The organism is Amycolatopsis rhabdoformis (genome assembly GCF_035918295.1).
Taxonomy (GTDB): Bacteria; Actinomycetota; Actinomycetes; order Mycobacteriales; family Pseudonocardiaceae; genus Amycolatopsis; species Amycolatopsis rhabdoformis.
Genome location: NZ_CP142149.1, coordinates 6,623,887 through 6,641,011 on the forward strand (window position 1 = coordinate 6,623,887; position 17,125 = coordinate 6,641,011).

Genomic DNA, 17,125 nt, shown 5'->3' on the forward strand with positions numbered 1-17,125 from the left:
TGCTATGCCTGACAAATGCCAAATGCTGATCCTGGTATGCCCAAATGGCTATAGTTGCCCGTCATGACCCTTCACGAGCTGCCGCGCCTGCTCGACGGCCGGATGAAGTTCCGCCACCTGGTGCTGCTCGACGCCATCGCCCGCCGCGGCACGATCGTCGGCGCCGCCGCCGAGCTGCACGTGACCCAGCCGGTGGCCACGCGCGGCCTGCGTGAGCTGGAGGACATCCTCGAGGTCGAGCTCTTCCAGCGCGGCCCGCGCGGCCTCACGCCCACCGTCTACGGCGAGGCCTTCACCGAACACGCCCGCGCGATCCTCGCCCAGGCCCACCAGGCCGCCCGCCACGTCGTGGAACTCGCCGGCGCCGAACGCGGCACGGTGGTGGTGGGCACGCACCTGTTCGGCTCCAACGTGCTGCTGCCGCGCGCCATCGCCGCCCTGAAGGCCGAGCGGCCGAACCTCACCGTCGCCGTGCGCGACGGCACCCCGGAGTCCCTGCTCGTGGAACTCACCGCCGGCCGGCTCGACCTGATCGTCGGCCGCCTCACCCAGATCTCCGACGAAGGCTTCCTGCGCCGCAAGCTCTACGACGAGTCCGTGGTGCTGGTCGTCCGTGCCACCCACCCTCTGGCCGGCGCCGCCACCGTCGACCTCGCCACGGTCGCCGGCTACCCCTGGATCCTGCCCGGCCCCGAAACGTCGCTGCGCCGCGAGCTCGAGGAACTGTTCCACAGCAACGACGTGCCCCTCCCCACCAACCGCGTCGAGGCCACCTCGTTCCTCACGGTCCGCCAACTCCTGCGCGACACCGACACCATCGCCGCCCTCCCCCGCCTCATCACCGACGCCGACCCGGACATCGTGGGGCTGCCCCTGTCCCTGGACCCGGTGGGGCACAGCGTGGGGATCACGATGCCGGCGTCCCGGACGCCTACTCCGTCGGCGAGTGCGTTGATCGAGAAGCTGGTGGAGCAGGCGGGGGAGGTGAATCGGCGGTTCAGCCCTGGTTCGTGAGGCTGGGTTACCTTGGCCGCTGTGCCCCGCCTCGTCCTCCTCCGCGGCCCGTCCGGCGCCGGCAAGACCACGATCGCACGCACTCTGCGCACCCACTGGGGCCGCGGCACCGCGCTCGTCCGGCAGGACGTGGTCCGCCGGGAGATCCTCCGGGAACACGACGTGCCCGGTGGGGTGAACATCGGTCTCATCGACGTGATGTGCCGCCACACCCTCGCGGCCGGTTACGACGTGATCCTCGAGGGCATCTTCCCCGCGGCCCGCTACGGCGAAATGTTGCGCCGCTTGCTCGCCGACCACGACGGCTCGGCCTTCTTCTTCGCGGTCCCCTTCCCCGAGACCGTCCGCCGGCACGCGACGCGACCGCAGTCCACCGAGTTCACCCCGGAGGACATGCGCGGCTGGTACCTCCCGGACGACCGGCTCGGCGTGCCCGGTGAGGTGGTGCTCGGGCCCGAGCTGGCTGTGAAGGAAACAGTGGCGCTGATCGACGCCGCCGTCAGACGTCGGTGCTGCTGATCCAGTCGATCGCCGCCACCAGGTCTCCTCGGGGCTGGATGACCAGCGCGTCGGTGCGAGCCGCAGCGTGCGCCTGCCGGACGATCGCCGGCCACGGCGCGGTGAAGTCGAGATCAGCCGCCCGCGGTGTGGCGTCGTCGTAGTAGAGCCCGCCCTTCTCGCCGATCCGCCACACCGTGAAGCCCAGGATCACCTGGTCGCGGACCGCCAGCTCGTCGAGCACCTCCACCAACCGCGCCGACGGCCATGCCTCGACCGCGCCGATGCCCGAAGCCGCAGGCACGCCCGGGCGCACCGACGAACGAGCGCCGAGCACGGTCAGCGCCGAGCGCAGACTCCGCGGCTCACCCTCCCCGGGATCGTCACCCCGCGCCTTGCTCGCCGACCACGCCCGCTTCAGCGTCGGCACCGCCTCCACTGCCCGCAGATCAGCCAGCGCATACGCGGACCACTCCCGCACCCGCTCGTCGGCGCTGTCCAGCAGGGTGATCAGCGCGGCCACCGCACGGGAATCACGCAGCTCCTGGAAGATCTCCACCGCACAGAGCTGCGCGAACGGCCCCAGTCCCGGCAACGCCCGCACCAGCGGAGTGACCACGTCCGCCGCGCGGCCGAGCGCCGTCAACTCGCCCTGGGCGTCGTCCGGGCCCAGGCCGTTGGCGTCGTGGCCGTCGGAGTCGAGGAGGCGGATGAGCCGCTCGATGTCGTCGCTGGTGTCCATCCGCGTCCTCCCCCGGGGTCACCTCACGGAACCACATCCACCGCCGCGGCGGTACGCAATTCCGCCCGCACCCGATTCCTCCGCCACAGCACCAGGGCACATCCCATCGCCACCAACGCCGGAACCGTGGCGATCACCAGGATGCTCCCCGCCGACAACGCCAGCGCCAGCAGCAGCCCCGCGCCCGCCGGCCCGGCCACGGACCCGAGCCGGCCCAACGCCGCGGACCAGCCGACGCCGGTGGTGCGGGCATCGAGGTCGTACAGGGCCACCGCCAGCGCCGTCTGCCCGATGTGGCCGGCGATGATGCCGACCCCGGCGACGGTGAGCACCAGCAGCAACACCGCGCCCGACAGGTGCGCCAGGCCGGCGACCAGCATGAACACCACGCCGAGCCCCGGCAGCACCACCAGCGCGCGCATGATGCCGATCCGCGCGGCCACCGGGATGAGGACCAGGCCGCCGATGATGCCGCCCAGGCTCACGAACGCGAGGCCGAGCGGGGCCTGCGTGCGGGTGAAGCCGTAGCTCGTCAGCAGCGTCGGCGACCAGGAGATGAGCGTGTACGACGAGGCGAACACGAGGAACGAGTAGGCCCACAACCAGCCCGTGTTCGCCCGCAGCTCGGTGCCGAACAGGCGCAGCACCGAAGCCCCCTGCGGGGACACGGCGACGGCGACCGCCGGCGGCAGCCCCACCAGCATCGCCACGAACACGAGCACCGTGGCCGCGCCGGCGAGCCAGAAGACGCCCGTCGGGCCAAGGGCGGTGATCAGCTTGCCGCCGAAGAAGCCGCCCAGGGTGGCGCCCGCCGCGAGGCCCAGCGTCACCCCCACAGACACGCGCGAGCGGTACGCCGGCGCGAAGTGCTCGACCGCGAACGACACCGCGGCGGGCAGCACCGCGCCGAGGCCGAGGCCCGCCACCAGGCGTGTCAACGCCAGCAGCGCCATCGAGTGCGACGGCAGCGCCACCGCCGTGAGCACCGTGCCGGCCGCGAACAAGCCGACGCCCGTCAGCAGCACGGGCCGCCGGCCGAAGCGGGCGCACAGCCGGCCCGTGGCGAGGTAACCGGCGACCGTGCCGACGTTCGTGGCCACGATCGCGAGCGTGAACGCCGCGGCCGTCGCGTGCCACTCGTGCGCCAGCGAAGGAATCGAAAAGGACAGCGCGGCCGTGTCGAACCCGTCGACGAGAACCGCGAGGAAGGACAGGACCAGAGCTCTGTACCGCACAGCTTGCCTCCGAAAGACCAACCCCCCGCGAAACCGACAGCCCCCTACGAAAAGTCCTTGCCCCACAACGGTTCCGGCACCTCGACACCGAACTCGCCGGTCCAGCCGTTGCGCCGCGCCACCTCGTGCACCGGGCGCCGCTTCGCCGCGATGCCCCAGCGGCCGAGCGGGTAACCGAACGCCATCATCGCGCCGAGCTGCCAGCCTTCGTCCTCGGGCACGGCCAGCAGTTCGGCCACAGTGGACTCTTCGAACCGCAGCAACGTGCTCAGCACCCCGCCGATGCCTTCGGCCCGCGCGGCGAGCATCGCGCTCCACACGGCCGGGAACACGTTGGCGCCGAAGTGGGGTTCGGCGGTGTACAGGAAGACCAGCAGGGGCGTCTCGGCGAAGTGCTCGCCGAAGTAGTCACCGGAGCGCTTGATCTGCGCGCGCATGGTTTCCCACCACTCGGCGCGGTCCTGGTCTTTGAGCACGCCGAGCCGGCCCTCCACGAGCTCGGCGTACTCGCGCTCGCGACACCGCGCGTAGACGTCCGCGAGCTTCGCCTTCAGCCCGGGGTCGTCGACGACCACGAACCGCCACGACTGCGCGTTGCCGCCGTTGGGCGCACGGATCGCCGCGTCGAGGATGCGGCACTGGCTCTCCAGCGAGATCGGGTCGGGTTTCATCCGCCGCATCACCCGTGTGGTGTAGAGCGCCTCGTAGACGTCCACTGATCACCTCGTCGTCCATAGTCGAACTCGAATCGAGTTTGACTATGAGGCGCGTGAGACGGCCGTGTCAAGCACTCCGCCTGTGTAAACTCACCGCGTGACCGCCGGGCAACAGCCGTGGCAGCAGCTGCTGCCCCCTCAGGAACGCGGGCGCGCGCGCCGCGCGAAGATCGTCGAGGCGGCCACGAAGCTCATCGACGACCACGGCCCGCACAGCCCCGAGGTCACGCTCCGCGCGATCGCCGACGGCGCCGGCACCTCGGCGGCCACGATCTACCACTACTTCCCGGACGTCGATTCAGTGATCGCCGCCGTCGCCGCGCAGTACATGGAGAACCTGATCGCGGCCGTCGAACGCGTGCACGCCAAGCACTACGAGTCGTTCCACGACCTGCTCGACGCCAACATCTCCTCGTACCGCAAGCACTTCGCGAAGTGGCCGGGCCTGCGCGAGCTGTGGTTCGACCGGCGCGCGTCGGACAGCGTGGTCCTCATCCACGCCCACTACCGCGAAACGCTCACGGAGCTGTGGCGGCGGAAAGCCAGTGAGTTCAAGGGCGAACCGGTCGACGCGATGACGTGCCGGATCGCGATCGAGATGGTCGGTGCGTTGTGGGACTTCGCGTTCAGTCTTGACCCGCGCGGCGACGAGCGGGTCGTGGGCGAGATCCGCGAGCTCGCCCACGACTACTACCGCCGTCGCGTGGGAATCTGAATCACCAGGTGTCGCTCACGACCCACCAGCGGGCCCCGTCGAACATCAGCGACGCCTGGGAATCGCCCTGTGCCACGGGTTCCCCGCCGGGCGTGGTGGTCGCGACGCCGGTGTAGTGCACCACCGCGAGCTTGCCGCCCTTCTTGGCCACGGTCGACACGTCGATGATCTTGGTGACGCGCTCGTACCACCCGCTCTGGCTGTGCACGTCCTGCACCGCTTGCAGGAAGTCGACGAGCGAGTTGTTGCTCACGGTCGTCGCGCCGGTGGCGTCGAGGTCCAGCGCCATGAACACGGCGTTGGGCACCACGAGTGAGCGCAACCGGTCCGGGTTCCATTTGCCCTGCGGGCCGTCGAGCGCTTCGTGCAGCGCCGAGACGATGGCCTGCGGTGAGGACACATCGGACGGTCGCGCCTTCGGGGCCAGCCCCACCAGCTCGCCGTGCGAGTGGGTCCACGACGCGTACACCGAGCCCGGCGGCGGCACGGCCACGGGCGGCGGGTGCGCCGCCGGAGACCGCGCCGACGACACCGCCGCGTCGGCTGTCCCTGCGGTCAGGGTCAGGCCCAGGACCACCGTCAACGCCACCCGCCACACCGTTTTCCGGTTCACCGAATGCAATCGCATGATCACGACGATGGCACCGGACCGGCCTCGCGGCCCACCCGGTCACCGGCACGACGGGGGCGTTCAGGAACCCGGTGTGCCCGCCTCGGCTACTTCTCGGGCGCCAGCACCACGTCGAACCGCACCCGGCTCCAGGTGGCGTCCCCGAGGTCACGGCCGTCCGGCGCCGACGTGCCCGCGGCCTGCTGCTCGAACGGCAGCACGAGCGACTCGCGCACGGCGAACACCACGTCGGAGAGGTCGTCGCCCTGCACGAAGATGTGCGTGACCAGCCGCCGGTACCCCTCGTGCGTCACCATGAAGTGCAGGTGCGCGGCCCGCCACGGCGAGCGCCCGACGGCTTCGAGCAGCCGCCCGACCGGCCCGTCGGTGGGCAGCGGGTACCGCGTCGGCGTGAGCGCCCAGAACCGGTAGTAGCCCTCGTCGTCGGCGAACACGTGCGCGCGCCCGGCCACGCGCCCGTCGGTGTACTGGACGTCGTAGAACCCGTCCTCGTCGTTCTCCCACACCTCGAGCCGCGCCCCCGGCAGCGGCTTCCCGTCGGTGTCGGTCACCCGGCCCTCGACCCAGCACGGCTGCCCGTGCGCCCCGGCCGCGATGTCGCCGCCGTTGGGCACCTCCGGCGAGCCCTCGTGGAAGAACGGCCCGAACACCGTCGCCTCCGTCGCGTTCCCCACCAGCTGATTGCTCACGGCGACGGTCTGCATCGACACGCCCAGCACGTCCGACAGCATGATGAACTCCTGCCGCCGGTCGTCGGTGATGTGCCCGGTCTGCGTCAGGAACTCGATCGCCGTGTTCCACTCCTGTTCCGTCAGCCGCGTCTCGCGCACGATCGCGTGCAGGTGCCGCACGACGGATCCCATCACCTCGCGCAGCCGCTCACTCGGCGCCTCCGCGAACGACGCCACGACCTCATCCACCAGGCCTTCTTCCAGCCCGGCCTGGCTGGGGGAAACCGCTCCACTCATCGTTGGGTCCTCTCTCGTTGCGTAACGCCAGCATCGCGGGGGCGCAAGCCTCCGGCCCGCGCCACGGCTCCGGTGGGCAAGCAGATGGCCGCCGGAGTCAAGCCCCGCGAACCGCGGAGGGCGGCACTCCGTAGTGCTCACGAAACGCCCGCGTGAAGTGCGCGTGGGACGCGAACCCGCACCGGCGCGCGATGCCGGCGATCGGCGCCGCGGGTTCGGCGATGAGCTGCTCACGGGCCGCCCTGAGACGCCGCTCCCGGATCACCCGGGTCACGCCACCCTGCTCGAACACCCTCGTGAGCTGACGCCCACTCAACCCGACCGCCGCCGCGACGGCCGCCGTCGTCAACCCCCGGTCACCCAAGTGCGCGTCGATGTGCGCCAGCACCCTCCGACGATGCTGCGCCGCCAACGGCTGCCGCTCCCCTTCCCCCAACTCGGTGAGCAACCCCCGGATCCGCCCCTCCGCCCCGGGCCCCGCACTCAACGGCGCGGCAAGCAGATCCCGCAGCAGCCGCGCCAGATCCGCAGCCGGACTCCCGCCGTCGTCGGTGAGCGAAAACCGCCGCGTCACCGGCGCCTGCGGAGCCACCCCACCGGTCAACTGCTCGTACGTGGCCTTCGGCACCATCAACACGTACTCACGCAACCCTTGCGCAAACCCGCGCAGGAACGGATGATCGAGATCGCACACGAGCAACGTCCCCGGCCGCTGCAGCCGAATCCCCTTGTCGTGGTAGAAAAACGCCTCCCCGAACAACGTGAAGTACAGCGCGACGCGCCCACTCTCGTCCCGCCTGATCAGCTGCCGATCCCGCTCCACCACGTGCGCCGTCGCGGTGATGTTGGCAATCTTGAACTCCCCCACCCGCACCGACGTCTCCCACCCCTCGAACACCCCCTGCGTAAGGGTCCGACAGGCCAACCTCACCAACGTCTCCTGGTTGTGCTGCTCCCACAACGCAAACCGGCGCGCCTCACCCAACCCACAGGTCGTGAAGGTGCGATAGGGGTAGGACTCCACGGTAGGTAAGGTAGATCAAGTTTCGGGGAGGGGCCAGGGGAGAGAGTGCCGGGTTCCGAAAGGATCGCGCCAGGTGGGGTTTCTGGGCAGTCTCTGGTCCTGGACGCACCTGCTTGCCTGGTGTCGACGACGGGCGGGACAGCAGACGGCGATCCGACCGGCACGGTCGGGCAGGCAGCGGTCGGGCGGGCAGCGGTCCGGCGGGCAGCGGTCCGGCCGGCACGGCCGGACAACGGGCAGCCGGCAGCCAAACCCCCACACCCACCAGAACCATCCGGCTTGACAACAGGGACACCCGCCAAAGGGGAACCGGCCCGTCAGGAACGATGACCAGGCCGAACATCTGACAGGGCTTCCGTTTCAAGCGGCTAAACTTTCCCCCGGCCGGCCCCCGACGGCGGTTCATCTTCTGCGGGACTCGGTTTGTGTCAAGGCATCTTTCCCGCCTTGACACAAAGCGAGGCCCGTAGAACGATTGAGAGCCCGGGTGCTAGCCATCTCGTTCTTTGGTCTTTTGCTGCGAAGCAGGTTTCTTGAGGCTCGAGTCTTTAGTCGTGAGTCTTTAGGCTTGAGTCGTGAGTCTTTAGGCATGAGGCCACAACCCAGCAGAACTCCCAGGCTGACGCCTGAACAGGCTGCGCCTGCAAAGATCAAAAGACTCAACCACGGCTTACGAGTCGCTCCCCGAACTTTCCATTGTCACGACGGTTCGGGCAGGCTTGTCAAGGCGGGAAAGAGTACCTTGACAAGCCCACCCGAACCGTGTCACTTACGTTCGTCGGGGGCCGGCCGGGGGAAAGGTCGGTATGGGGTTGAGGGGAAAGTGGGTTAGGTGGCCCGCTGGCCGTCTTGCAGATGGTGGCAGGTGCCGGCGTGTTGGGTGGTTGAGTTTCAGGCGGGACGAGTCGGGCGGTGTCTTGAGCCTGGGTGGCCCGCTGGCCGTCTTGCAGATGGTGGCAGGTGCCGGCGTGTTGGGTGGTTGAGTTTCAGGCGGGACGAGTCGGGCGGTGTCTTGAGCCTGGGTGGCCCGCTGTCCGTCTTGCAGATGGTGGCAGGTGCCGGCGTGTTGGGTGGCTGAGTTTCAGGCGGGACGAGTCGGGCAGTGCCTTGAGCCTGGGTGGCCCGCTGGCCGCCTTGCAGATGGTGGTGGGTGCCGGCGTGTTGGGTGGCTGAGTTTCAGGCGGGACGAGTCCCGCAGTGCCTTGAGTCCGGGTGGCCCGCCGTCGGTCTCATAGATGGCGGCGCGTGCCAGTGAGTTGGGAAGCTGAATTTCAGACGGGACCAGTCATGAGCGGGCCGGCCTGGGAAGCCCACTACCAGCCGCTAAGAAGCAAGGGATCAGAAGAACCAAGGAACCACCTCATGCCCCCGGTCCACCACATCACTGAACCGACCGCCCAAAAACCCCAACGGTTTCCCCTCCCGTTGGCAGATCCGTCCCACCTCACCCAAAACGACCTCATGATCCCCCGCCGTCATCACCCGCACCACCGTGCATTCCAAATGCACCAGCGCATCCGGAACCACCGGAATCTCATGCAAACCCTGCGTTACACCCAGCCCCTCGAAGTGATCCTCACCCCTCCGCGCGAACCGAAGCGCCAACTGCTCCTGCCGCGTCGACAGAACGTTCACCGCGAACCGCCGCGCCTCAACCACCGCATCGGTGGTCCGAGCGCCCGTAGTCAGGCAGACCAGCAGCAACGGCGGTTCCAACGACACCGAGGTCAGCGAGTTCACCGTCATCCCATGCGGCGCCCCGTCAACACCGGTAGTCACCACCGCAACTCCGGTCGCGAAGCGCCCCATCACGCCGCGCATCGCCAGCGCGTCGACAGGACCCGGTCCGGGCGTGCAACTGGGCGGCATGCTGGTCATGCGCGGTAGCGCACTTCGAACGTCAGCACACCCTCGTCGGTGCGCCAAGGACCGTGCGCCATGCCGGGCGGGCGGCAGGCGTACATCCCCTGGGAGAAGGTCTCGCCCAACGTGAGATCCGTGAACGAACCCTCCAGAATGTAAACCTCCTCCCAAAAATCATGCACCTGCACCCCCATCGCCGTCGAATCGGCACCCGGTGCGTAGCGGAGGATGCGCGTGGCCACGTCGCCGTCAGACGAGAGAATTCGCTCGGTGATCGCCGGGTCATCCCCCTTGCACACCGTGAACTCGACGTCGGAAACCGGGAAGAACTCGCGCTCGGCCTTGCTCACTGCTCCTCCTCCGAGTACCCCGCCAGGAACTGGTCCACTTCGGACACCGGATCCTCGAACCCGTAGTTCCGGAAGGCATACCCCTTCACCACAAACGGCGCCCCGGCGTAGAACAGCTCGTACTGCTGGTGCCGCCCAGCGAATTCACTGCCCACGGCATCCCACACCAGCTTGAACAACTTCACGCGCTCAACCGCAGGCGTGCCGGGGCTGTACACATACCGATCGATGTCCGCACGGGTCTCCGCACTAGTCAAGTCGGCCACGCTGGACGGCACCTGCAGCACACCGCCGCCCACCAGGTCGCGCAGGATTGCCAGCACGCGCGGGTAGAGCTCCGACTGCAACCCCATCGCCCCATACAGCGCGCGGCTGCCCGGGCGCCACAGGCCGGCCGAGTCGGGTGCGGCCGTGTACTCCGCTGCGAGCACGGCGGATTCCACCACGGACACCAGACTCGCCAGCTCACCGAGCTTCTCGACAACCCCGGGGAACCGGTCCACCCCGTTCACGGCCGCGACCTTGCGCGCCAGCCCGGCCAGGAACTGCAGCTTCACCGAGAAGCGGATCTGTGCCTGCCAGTTGCCCAGCACGTGCGCGCCGGTATCAAAGAACTGGCGGCGCACCGCGGCCACGTCGCGGTAGACAAAGACCCGTTCCCAAGGAACGAACACATCGTCGAACACCAGCAGCGCGTCGGTCTCGTCGTAGCGGGTGGTCAGGGGGTAGTCGTACGAACTGGTCGCCGCCGGGGCGTACGGGCGGCGGCAGTAGAGCTTGAGGCCTTCAGTGTCCACCGGCAGCACGAAGCTCAGCGCGAAGTCCGTGTCCTCCGGAGTCAGCGGCTTGATGCAGGACACCAGGATCTCGTCCGCGACCGGCCCGCCCGTGGCCAACATCTGCGCGCCCCGCACCACGATGCCGTCGGGGCGCTCCTCGGCGACGCCGACCTGAACCAGGTCGCCGTCCCAGGCGCTGGCGGTGGTGGCACGCGAGACTTGGGGCGGAATGATCGCGTAGGAGAGGTACAGGTCCTCCTCCACCACGCGCCGCTGGAAGGCCTTGACGTTGGCGGCGTAGTCGCCGAAGACCTCGGGGTGGGCGGCGAAGGCCGAGAGGAACGCGCCGACGTGGTCGGGGCTGCGGCCGACCCAGCCGTGCGTGTGCCGGGCCCACGTGGTGGCGGCCTCGCGGAACGCGGTGAGGTCCTCGCGACTGCGGGGTGCGGTGAACAGCCGGTTCACCGGGCTACCGTCCACATCGGACCGGACCAGAGCAGAACCCGGCTGCGCGGCGAGGTCGAACAGCTCGGCCACGGTCCGGGCGATCGGGGCGAACGCCGGGTGCCGGGCCACGCCGTCCACGAGTTTGCCGTCGAGGTAGACGCGGCGGCCGTCGTCGATCGCGGTGAGGTAGTCGGATCCGCTGCGCATCAGGCGCTCCTTCGCTGGGGTCGGTACACAAGGGAGGGTGGTCAGTCCCGTCCCGCTTCGATGAACTTGCGCGCCGTGAGTTCGGGTTCGGCGAGCAGCACCTCGTGGCTGCCGGGCATGCCGACGAGGCGGAACATCACCAGGCGGTTGGACAGGCGCGGGTGGCGGCCCCATTCGCCTTGCGTGATGTCGTTGTCCTCCGACGGCGCGAGGTAACTGAAGGCCTGGGGCACCTTGTCCCAGCCCGTCATGTCGGCCGGGTCGGTGAAAGTGGTCCACGGCTGCGGCCGTAGCACGTCATACACGCGCTGGGCGTCTTCGGCCGAGCCGTCGCCGTAGAAGGCATCGCGCCAGACCGGGAAGGGCAGGACCATGCCGCCGTCGCCGCGTTCGTCGTGGTTGGCCTTCAGGGCGGCGACCAGGTGCGGCGGGATCTCGTCGACGAGGGCGCGGCCGTGTTCCGGCACGAACGCGGCGAAGAACACCAGCCGGCGGATGCGTTCGGGCAGGGCGATCGCCACGCGGGAAATGAGGTAGCCGCCCCAGCTGTGCCCGACCAGCACGATGTCGGTGAGGTCGTGCTCACGGATGTAGTCGATGATCGGCGCCGCGGCCCCGCGCAGGTCCACGTGCTTGTCGTCGTGCTCGCCGAGGCCGCCCGCGGTCGGCGTGTGCACCTCGTGCCCCGCCGCTTCCAGGTGCCCGCGAACGGGCTCCCACAGTTCCCCGAAGTGCCAGGCCCCGTGCACCAGTACGAACCGCATGCGCCGCTCCGTTCTCACCGTTGAGTGCGTACGGCACATGCTGCTGCGCGCGAACGGCAGCGACTATCGGCGAAGCGACGCGCGACCATCGGATTCGCGCAGCCCTCAGCGGCGGCCCAGCACCGCCGACGGCGTGACCCCGAAGCGCGCCTTGAACTGCGCGGCGAACTCGCCCAGGTGGAAGTACCCGCAGTCCGCCGCGACGCCGGTCACCGTGGTGGTTCCCGGCTCGCCCGCCATCAGCAGGCGCCGCGCGCGGTCGAGGCGCTGCGCGCGCAGCCACGCGCCCGGCGTGGTGTCGAGATCACGCCGGAAGCCGGCCTGCAGGCTGCGCAAGCTCGTGCCGCTCGACCGTGCCGCCGCCGACAGGCTGATCGGCTCGGCCAGGTGGTCGAGCAGGTACTCCATCGCACGCCTGACCTGCGCCGACGGCATCCGCTCCGGCTCGGTGTCGGCCCGCAGCTGCGAGAGCAGAAACGACTCGATCACCAGCTCCCCGAGCTGCTGCCCCACCTCCGGCCGCGCGACGCTCGACCCCAGCGTCGGCAGGCTCACCACGCTCTCCAGCAGCCGGTACAGGAACGCGGGCTGCTCCGGTTGCGAAAGCGGCAAATCGACCGGCCCGGCCTTCGCGACCCCGCTGATCCGCCGCGCCGTGCGCTCGACCCAGCGCCGGTCCATCCGCACGATCAGCTGGTCGAACGCGCTGTCGATGTCCAGCCGGAACTCCCGGTACGGCCCGACGACCGCCGGCCGGCCCGGTGCTAGCTCCGCAGTGTCGCGGCCGTAGGTGAACTTCGCCGACCCAGCCACCGGCAGCGTCAGCAGGAAGTTGTCCTCCTCCGGCACGGCGGGCGCGACCGTGACGTCGGCCCCGTAGCGCAGGCGGTTGACCGAGATCGGGCCCGCCGCCAGGTGCTCCAGGCGCGTCGCCAGCCGCGCGTGGCGCGAGTGGACCACGAGCCGGTGTGGGCGCAACGCCGCCGTGCAGGCCTGCGTGACCTCGTCCGGATCACCGCTGGCCGCGAGCACCTGCTGCGAGACGTCGGCCAGATCGGCCGCGAGCTGCGCTGCTGTCATACCGCCTCCCGGTGCGTTGCCCCACAGGACAACATTCCCGCTCGGCGTTGTCCAGCGCGGCCGCAGCGCCGATCAGGACGAAACGACCCCGAACTCCGCCGCCGCGATGTCCGCCGCACCGGCCGCGTTCGGGTGGAAGGCGTCGTTCATCAGCCCCGCGCCGGCCGCGGCGGCGTGGCTGCCCCAGCGGTCGAAGAGGTCGAGCACCGGCACACCGTGGGCGTCGGCCACGTCGTACACGGCTTCGCGGTACGGCGTCAGGTCGACCCAGCCGGGATCGCCGGGAATCTGTGCCTCGAGCACCACGTCGCAGGTGGTCTCCAGCGCGGAGACCATGGCGTCGAGGTTCGTCGCGAACGCCGCCGGCGCGACGGCCGTCTGCTCGTTGGCGTCGTTGGTCATCAGCGCGATCAGCGCGAGATCGGGCGCCCACGCCACCACGTGGTTCAGCGCCGAGTGCGCCGCTCCGCCCGCGACCCAGTCCGCGGTCGTGGACATCGAGATGCCGAAGTCGCCGATCGTGATGCCGCCGACCGCCTCGATCCCGATGCTGCCCACCCGCAGCTCACCGGTTCCGCCGGCCACGGTCACCGTCACGGTGTGCCGGCCGGCCGCCAGCCCGGGCAACGGCACGAGGTGCGTCACCAGACCCGCCGCGCGCTCCAGCTTGGCCGGCGCGACCTCACCGTCGACGGCGATCGCGCACTCACGCGAGTCCTCGGTGGTGATCACCCGAGCCAGGTAGTCACCGGCGTCGGTGATCAACGCCGTGAGCGTCACGGAGTCGCCGCTCGCCGCGGCCGAGCCGAACGTGGTCAACACGCCCGGCGCGTACTCGGACCACGCCCCGGTGAACGAAAGCCGCGCGTCGGCGGTCATGGTGCGCGGGTTCAAGATCACCGACGCGCCGCGCACCGGGAAGCCGTGCGCCGCGAGCAGGCCGGCCATCACCACCGGCGGCGACTGCGTGGCGGGCTGCAGGCCCTGCCCGGCGCTGATGGAGTCGCCGATCTTCGCGTACCGCGCCGAGCCGGTCCCGGCGACGGCCGCGGCCCGTTTCCAGCGCCAGCGCCGGATCGCGGCGGCGCTCATCCCGTACAGCTGCCGGCCGTCGTCGTAGCCGCGGGCGCGGGCGTGAGCCATCGGGGAGCTCCTGAAGTTCGTCGGGCGGGCGTCGGCTCATCATCGCACCCGCGCGTCGCCGATGGTCGTGAGCTGTGACGTTGGTGTCGCAGGTGTGCGCGAACCGGCTCGCGGCGAAGAGCAGCGGCTAGGGTCGGGCGGGTGTTCGTGAAGATCTGCGGCCTGAAGACAGCGGCCGACGTGGCGTGCGCGGTCGAAGCCGGAGCCGACGCCGTGGGCTTCCTGCTGTGCGAAAGCCCCCGGCAGGTCACCAGCGCCGAGGCCGCGCGGCTCACCGCCGATGTGCCGGCCGACGTGCTCACGGTCGGCGTGTTCAAGGGCGTGCCGGTGCCGGCGATCCGCGTCGCCGTGGCCGACACCGGCATCCGGGCCGTGCAGCTGCACGGTTCGGGTTATTCGGCCGCCGACTTCGCCGCCCTGCGCGACCTGCCCGTGCGCCTGATCCGCGCCACGGCCGTGCGCGACGGCGTGGCCCCGCCCGCCGGCGAATACGGTGAGGACCTGCTGCTGCTCGACTCTCCGCAGGCCGGCTCGGGCGAGACGTGGGACTGGTCGGCCCTGGCCCCCGGCGGCGAGTGGCTGCTGGCCGGCGGCCTCACGCCGGACAACGTGGCCGAAGCCGTCGCCGCCGTGCAGCCGTGGGGCGTGGACGTGTCCAGCGGCGTCGAGTCCTCGCGTGGTGTGAAAGACCAGGGCCTGATCCGCGCTTTCCTTGCTGCCGCGAAGAAAGCGTGACAGCGGGCGGGCGCCGATGACCACCCGCTGTCCCTACTCGATCACGACCGGTGTCACTGGGTCATGAACTCGTTCGGGCGCAGGGCCCGGTTCACGATGCGGACGTCACCGATCCAGCCGTGGAACACGTTGTCGATCGCGCCGCCGTACTCGTGGCCGCCGAGCAGCCAGGTGAGCCCGAGCGAGGCGATGCCGACGGAGTCGGTCGACGGGTTGTCGGCCACCGGCGCGCTTTCGATGTAGGCCGTGGTGTGGTGGCCGTCGTTGACCACCGCGAGGTGCCACCACTGGTCCTCGGGCATGCCGTGGCTCCAGTTGGTGGTCGGGTAGGTCTGGCTCAGCGGGTAGCAGTTGAACTGCAGCTCACGACCGTTGTTCGTGGTCATCAGCTGGGCCACCGGCTCCTTCGGGTCGGTGTTCTTGCCGTGCTTGCCCGCGTCGCCGGCCGCACCGCGGCGCACCAGCACCGGCATGTTGCCGTTGTTGCCACCGTCCCAGTCGCGCGGGATCTTCACGAACGTCTCGATCGTGTAGCCCTTCTTGAACTGCTCGGTGTTCAGCGCCGCCTTCGCCGCGGTGGTGAGGTACGCGCCGTGCAGCGGGTTCTTGCCGCCGACGAAGCGCAGGCTGGCGTGGCCCGGCTGGTCGGGGTGGTGGTCGTCGGACCAGGTCAGCGCACCGGGGATGGTGCCGGGGACCGAGGCCAGCGTGAGGTCGTTGCCGTTGCCCGAGAGGTCCTTGACCTTCTGGGTCGTGGTGACCGGGCTGTTGGGGGCGGCGTGGTTGCCGTCGAAGCGCCAGTACGCGAGCGTGCCGGGCAGCAGCACCTTGTTGGCCCCGCGAGCCGCGCGGGTCTTCACCGGGATGAAGCCGGAGAAGCGCTGCTCGAAGTCGAACGGCATCGAGAAGCGGTCGACGGCCGTGGTCAGCCGCGACTCCATGACCTCGAGGCGGTTGCGCTTCGCCGGGTCCTTCTCGAGGATCCACGGCGAGATCGTCTCGACGTCGATGGTGTTGCGCTCGAGGTCGAAGTGGTACAGGCGCAGCATGCCGCCACCGCTCATGTAGCGGTTCTGGTAGTTCGTGATGTGCAGGTGCACGTCGTTGCCGGCCGTGTTCTTCTTCGTGACGCGGCCCGAGGGCCAGTAGTGGCCGTTGAGCGTGAGGAAGATCTGGTCGTTGTTCTTGATCAGCTGGTCCCACACGGTCTGGCCGTAGCTGGTGATCGCGGCGTTGTTCTCCGGGTCGCCCGATTCGTACGGGTACACCTCGTCGCCGTAGGTCGGCGCCACGATCTCGTGGCAGGTGAGGATCACCGGCAGCTTCGGGTGCGCCTTGATGACCTGGTTCGCCCACGCGAACCCGGCCGCCGAGGTGCGCCAGTCCATGGCCAGCAGCAGCCAGTCGCGCCCGGCTGCGTGGAACGTGTGCGCGGTGTTGTACCCGCTCGCGTCCGAGCCGACGAACGACTTCTGGCCCTTGAACCGCTGCGGGCCCATCGCGTCCAGGTACGGCGTGTCGCCGCGCGTGTCGTCACCGGACACGTCGTGGTTGCCCGCGAGCACGCTGTAGGCGACGTTCGCCTTGTCGAGGATCTTGAACGTCTTGTCCACGGCCTGGAAGGACGTGACGTCGGCGTCCTGCGTCACATCGCCGAGGTGCGCCATGAAGACGATGTTGTTGTTCGGCGTGCCGCTGTTCTCGATCACGTACCGGAACGACGCTTCCTGCGGCTCCGGGTTGATGCTGTTCTGGCTGCCCCAGTACAGGTACTGCGTGTCGGGCATGATCGCGACCGTGAACTGGAGGCTGTCGCCGTCCGGGTTCCATCTGCCGCTGCTTTTGCCTGCGGTGTCCGCGGTGTCGGCCTGGGCCGGTGCCACGCCGAGCGCACCCAGCGCCGTCGCACCGACGCCGGCCAAGCCTGCGTTGCGCAGGAAGGACCGTCGGTTCGGGCCCACCTGGTTTTCGCGCATGATCTGCCCCATTCAGGTTTCCAGGGAGAATTTCGAGCGATCCGGACGCTATTCACGGCTGCTTGAGCAGACACGAACTCCAGATGGCTTCCGCACGTCGGCTCTGTTACGTCGCCGCCCTTGAGACGCAGGTCACGGCCATGTCCTGCCGCTGTCCGGTCGGCATCCGGCGGAGTCTTGCCGGGCACCGGGGCTGCCCTTTTGTTTTCGACAATTCCTGTCCGGTGCGGGTTGTTGC

General features: G+C 69.6%; 17 protein-coding genes. 4 read left to right on the top strand and 13 right to left on the bottom strand.

What is annotated here, in order from left to right; genetic code table 11:
• Positions 1–63: 63 nt before the first annotated feature.
• Together VSH64_RS30330 and VSH64_RS30335 are read left to right on the top strand one after the other, a co-directional pair.
• The gene (locus tag VSH64_RS30330) at positions 64–1,014 is read left to right on the top strand and encodes a LysR substrate-binding domain-containing protein (RefSeq protein WP_326566161.1); all 951 of its coding nucleotides are present in this window, start codon (positions 64–66) and stop codon (positions 1,012–1,014) included.
• A 21-nt stretch (positions 1,015–1,035) separates the two neighbouring features.
• Entirely contained in the window at positions 1,036–1,533 is a 498-nt protein-coding gene (locus tag VSH64_RS30335) for a kinase (protein ID WP_326566162.1), read from the top strand.
• On the opposite strand, the gene VSH64_RS30340 is transcribed toward VSH64_RS30335, so the two are convergent.
• The 3 genes from VSH64_RS30340 to VSH64_RS30350 are packed head-to-tail and all read right to left on the bottom strand — an operon-like array spanning position 1,514 to position 4,205.
• The gene (locus VSH64_RS30340; RefSeq protein WP_326566163.1) at positions 1,514–2,254 is read right to left on the bottom strand and encodes a HEAT repeat domain-containing protein; all 741 of its coding nucleotides are present in this window, start codon (positions 2,252–2,254) and stop codon (positions 1,514–1,516) included. The genes VSH64_RS30335 and VSH64_RS30340 overlap by 20 nt on opposite strands.
• 23 nt (positions 2,255–2,277) lie before the next feature.
• The gene (locus VSH64_RS30345; protein WP_326566164.1) at positions 2,278–3,489 is read right to left on the bottom strand and encodes an MFS transporter; all 1,212 of its coding nucleotides are present in this window, start codon (positions 3,487–3,489) and stop codon (positions 2,278–2,280) included.
• A gap of 44 nt (positions 3,490–3,533) precedes the next feature.
• A complete protein-coding gene (locus VSH64_RS30350; RefSeq protein WP_326566165.1) occupies positions 3,534–4,205 on the bottom strand; it encodes a nitroreductase family protein in 672 nt (223 codons plus the stop codon).
• A 97-nt stretch (positions 4,206–4,302) separates the two neighbouring features.
• Between VSH64_RS30350 and VSH64_RS30355 the strand changes: the two genes are divergently transcribed.
• The gene (locus VSH64_RS30355; RefSeq protein ID WP_326566166.1) at positions 4,303–4,920 is read left to right on the top strand and encodes a TetR/AcrR family transcriptional regulator; all 618 of its coding nucleotides are present in this window, start codon (positions 4,303–4,305) and stop codon (positions 4,918–4,920) included.
• A 1-nt stretch (position 4,921) separates the two neighbouring features.
• Here VSH64_RS30355 and VSH64_RS30360 read toward each other — a convergent pair whose 3' ends face one another.
• From VSH64_RS30360 to VSH64_RS30400, 9 genes are all read right to left on the bottom strand, one after another.
• Positions 4,922–5,548: a hypothetical protein gene (locus tag VSH64_RS30360; RefSeq protein ID WP_326566167.1), complete on the bottom strand. Its 627-nt coding sequence runs from the start codon at positions 5,546–5,548 to the stop codon at positions 4,922–4,924.
• Between the two features lie 89 nt (positions 5,549–5,637).
• Complete coding sequence (locus tag VSH64_RS30365) at positions 5,638–6,519, bottom strand: dioxygenase family protein (protein ID WP_326566168.1); 882 nt, start codon at positions 6,517–6,519, stop codon at positions 5,638–5,640.
• Positions 6,520–6,616: 97 nt separating this feature from the next.
• A complete protein-coding gene (locus tag VSH64_RS30370; RefSeq protein ID WP_326566169.1) occupies positions 6,617–7,543 on the bottom strand; it encodes a helix-turn-helix domain-containing protein in 927 nt (308 codons plus the stop codon).
• 1,338 nt (positions 7,544–8,881) lie between these two features.
• Complete coding sequence (locus tag VSH64_RS30375; protein ID WP_326566170.1) at positions 8,882–9,421, bottom strand: flavin reductase family protein; 540 nt, start codon at positions 9,419–9,421, stop codon at positions 8,882–8,884.
• The gene (locus VSH64_RS30380) at positions 9,418–9,756 is read right to left on the bottom strand and encodes a cupin domain-containing protein (protein ID WP_326566171.1); all 339 of its coding nucleotides are present in this window, start codon (positions 9,754–9,756) and stop codon (positions 9,418–9,420) included. Before VSH64_RS30380 ends, VSH64_RS30375 begins: the two co-directional genes overlap by 4 nt.
• On the bottom strand, positions 9,753–11,189 hold the full coding sequence (locus tag VSH64_RS30385) for a 4-hydroxyphenylacetate 3-hydroxylase family protein (RefSeq protein WP_326566172.1): 1,437 nt from the start codon (positions 11,187–11,189) through the stop codon (positions 9,753–9,755). The genes VSH64_RS30380 and VSH64_RS30385 overlap by 4 nt, the downstream gene beginning before the upstream one ends.
• A 41-nt stretch (positions 11,190–11,230) precedes the next feature.
• Positions 11,231–11,953 (bottom strand): alpha/beta fold hydrolase, encoded by a 723-nt coding sequence (locus VSH64_RS30390; RefSeq protein WP_326566173.1) that lies wholly within the window; start codon positions 11,951–11,953, stop codon positions 11,231–11,233.
• A 105-nt stretch (positions 11,954–12,058) separates the two neighbouring features.
• Positions 12,059–13,033, bottom strand: coding sequence for an AraC family transcriptional regulator (locus VSH64_RS30395; protein WP_326566174.1), 975 nt, complete (start codon positions 13,031–13,033; stop codon positions 12,059–12,061).
• 72 nt (positions 13,034–13,105) lie between these two features.
• Positions 13,106–14,176 carry an SGNH/GDSL hydrolase family protein gene (locus VSH64_RS30400; protein ID WP_326566175.1) on the bottom strand — a complete coding sequence of 357 codons (1,071 nt, stop codon included), beginning with the start codon at positions 14,174–14,176 and terminating at the stop codon, positions 13,106–13,108.
• Between the two features lie 141 nt (positions 14,177–14,317).
• Here VSH64_RS30400 and VSH64_RS30405 point away from each other — a divergent pair, with 141 nt between their 5' ends.
• On the top strand, positions 14,318–14,911 hold the full coding sequence (locus VSH64_RS30405; protein WP_326566176.1) for a phosphoribosylanthranilate isomerase: 594 nt from the start codon (positions 14,318–14,320) through the stop codon (positions 14,909–14,911).
• Positions 14,912–14,964: 53 nt separating this feature from the next.
• Here VSH64_RS30405 and VSH64_RS30410 read toward each other — a convergent pair whose 3' ends face one another.
• The gene (locus VSH64_RS30410) at positions 14,965–16,887 is read right to left on the bottom strand and encodes a LamG-like jellyroll fold domain-containing protein (RefSeq protein ID WP_326566177.1); all 1,923 of its coding nucleotides are present in this window, start codon (positions 16,885–16,887) and stop codon (positions 14,965–14,967) included.
• Between the last annotated feature and the right edge of the window lie 238 nt (positions 16,888–17,125).

Bases quoted from the DNA above. Each gene is read 5' to 3' on its own strand.
- VSH64_RS30330 (WP_326566161.1), top strand. From the start codon at position 64: ATGACCCTTCACGAGCTGCCGCGCCTGCTCGACGGCCGGATGAAGTTC.
- VSH64_RS30340 (WP_326566163.1), bottom strand. From the start codon at position 2,254: ATGGACACCAGCGACGACATCGAGCGGCTCATCCGCCTCCTCGACTCC.
- VSH64_RS30360 (WP_326566167.1), bottom strand. From the start codon at position 5,548: ATGCGATTGCATTCGGTGAACCGGAAAACGGTGTGGCGGGTGGCGTTG.
- VSH64_RS30365 (WP_326566168.1), bottom strand. From the start codon at position 6,519: ATGAGTGGAGCGGTTTCCCCCAGCCAGGCCGGGCTGGAAGAAGGCCTG.
- VSH64_RS30375 (WP_326566170.1), bottom strand. From the start codon at position 9,421: ATGACCAGCATGCCGCCCAGTTGCACGCCCGGACCGGGTCCTGTCGAC.
- VSH64_RS30385 (WP_326566172.1), bottom strand. From the start codon at position 11,189: ATGCGCAGCGGATCCGACTACCTCACCGCGATCGACGACGGCCGCCGC.
- VSH64_RS30390 (WP_326566173.1), bottom strand. From the start codon at position 11,953: ATGCGGTTCGTACTGGTGCACGGGGCCTGGCACTTCGGGGAACTGTGG.
- VSH64_RS30395 (WP_326566174.1), bottom strand. From the start codon at position 13,033: ATGACAGCAGCGCAGCTCGCGGCCGATCTGGCCGACGTCTCGCAGCAG.
- VSH64_RS30400 (WP_326566175.1), bottom strand. From the start codon at position 14,176: ATGGCTCACGCCCGCGCCCGCGGCTACGACGACGGCCGGCAGCTGTAC.
- VSH64_RS30410 (WP_326566177.1), bottom strand. From the start codon at position 16,887: ATGCGCGAAAACCAGGTGGGCCCGAACCGACGGTCCTTCCTGCGCAAC.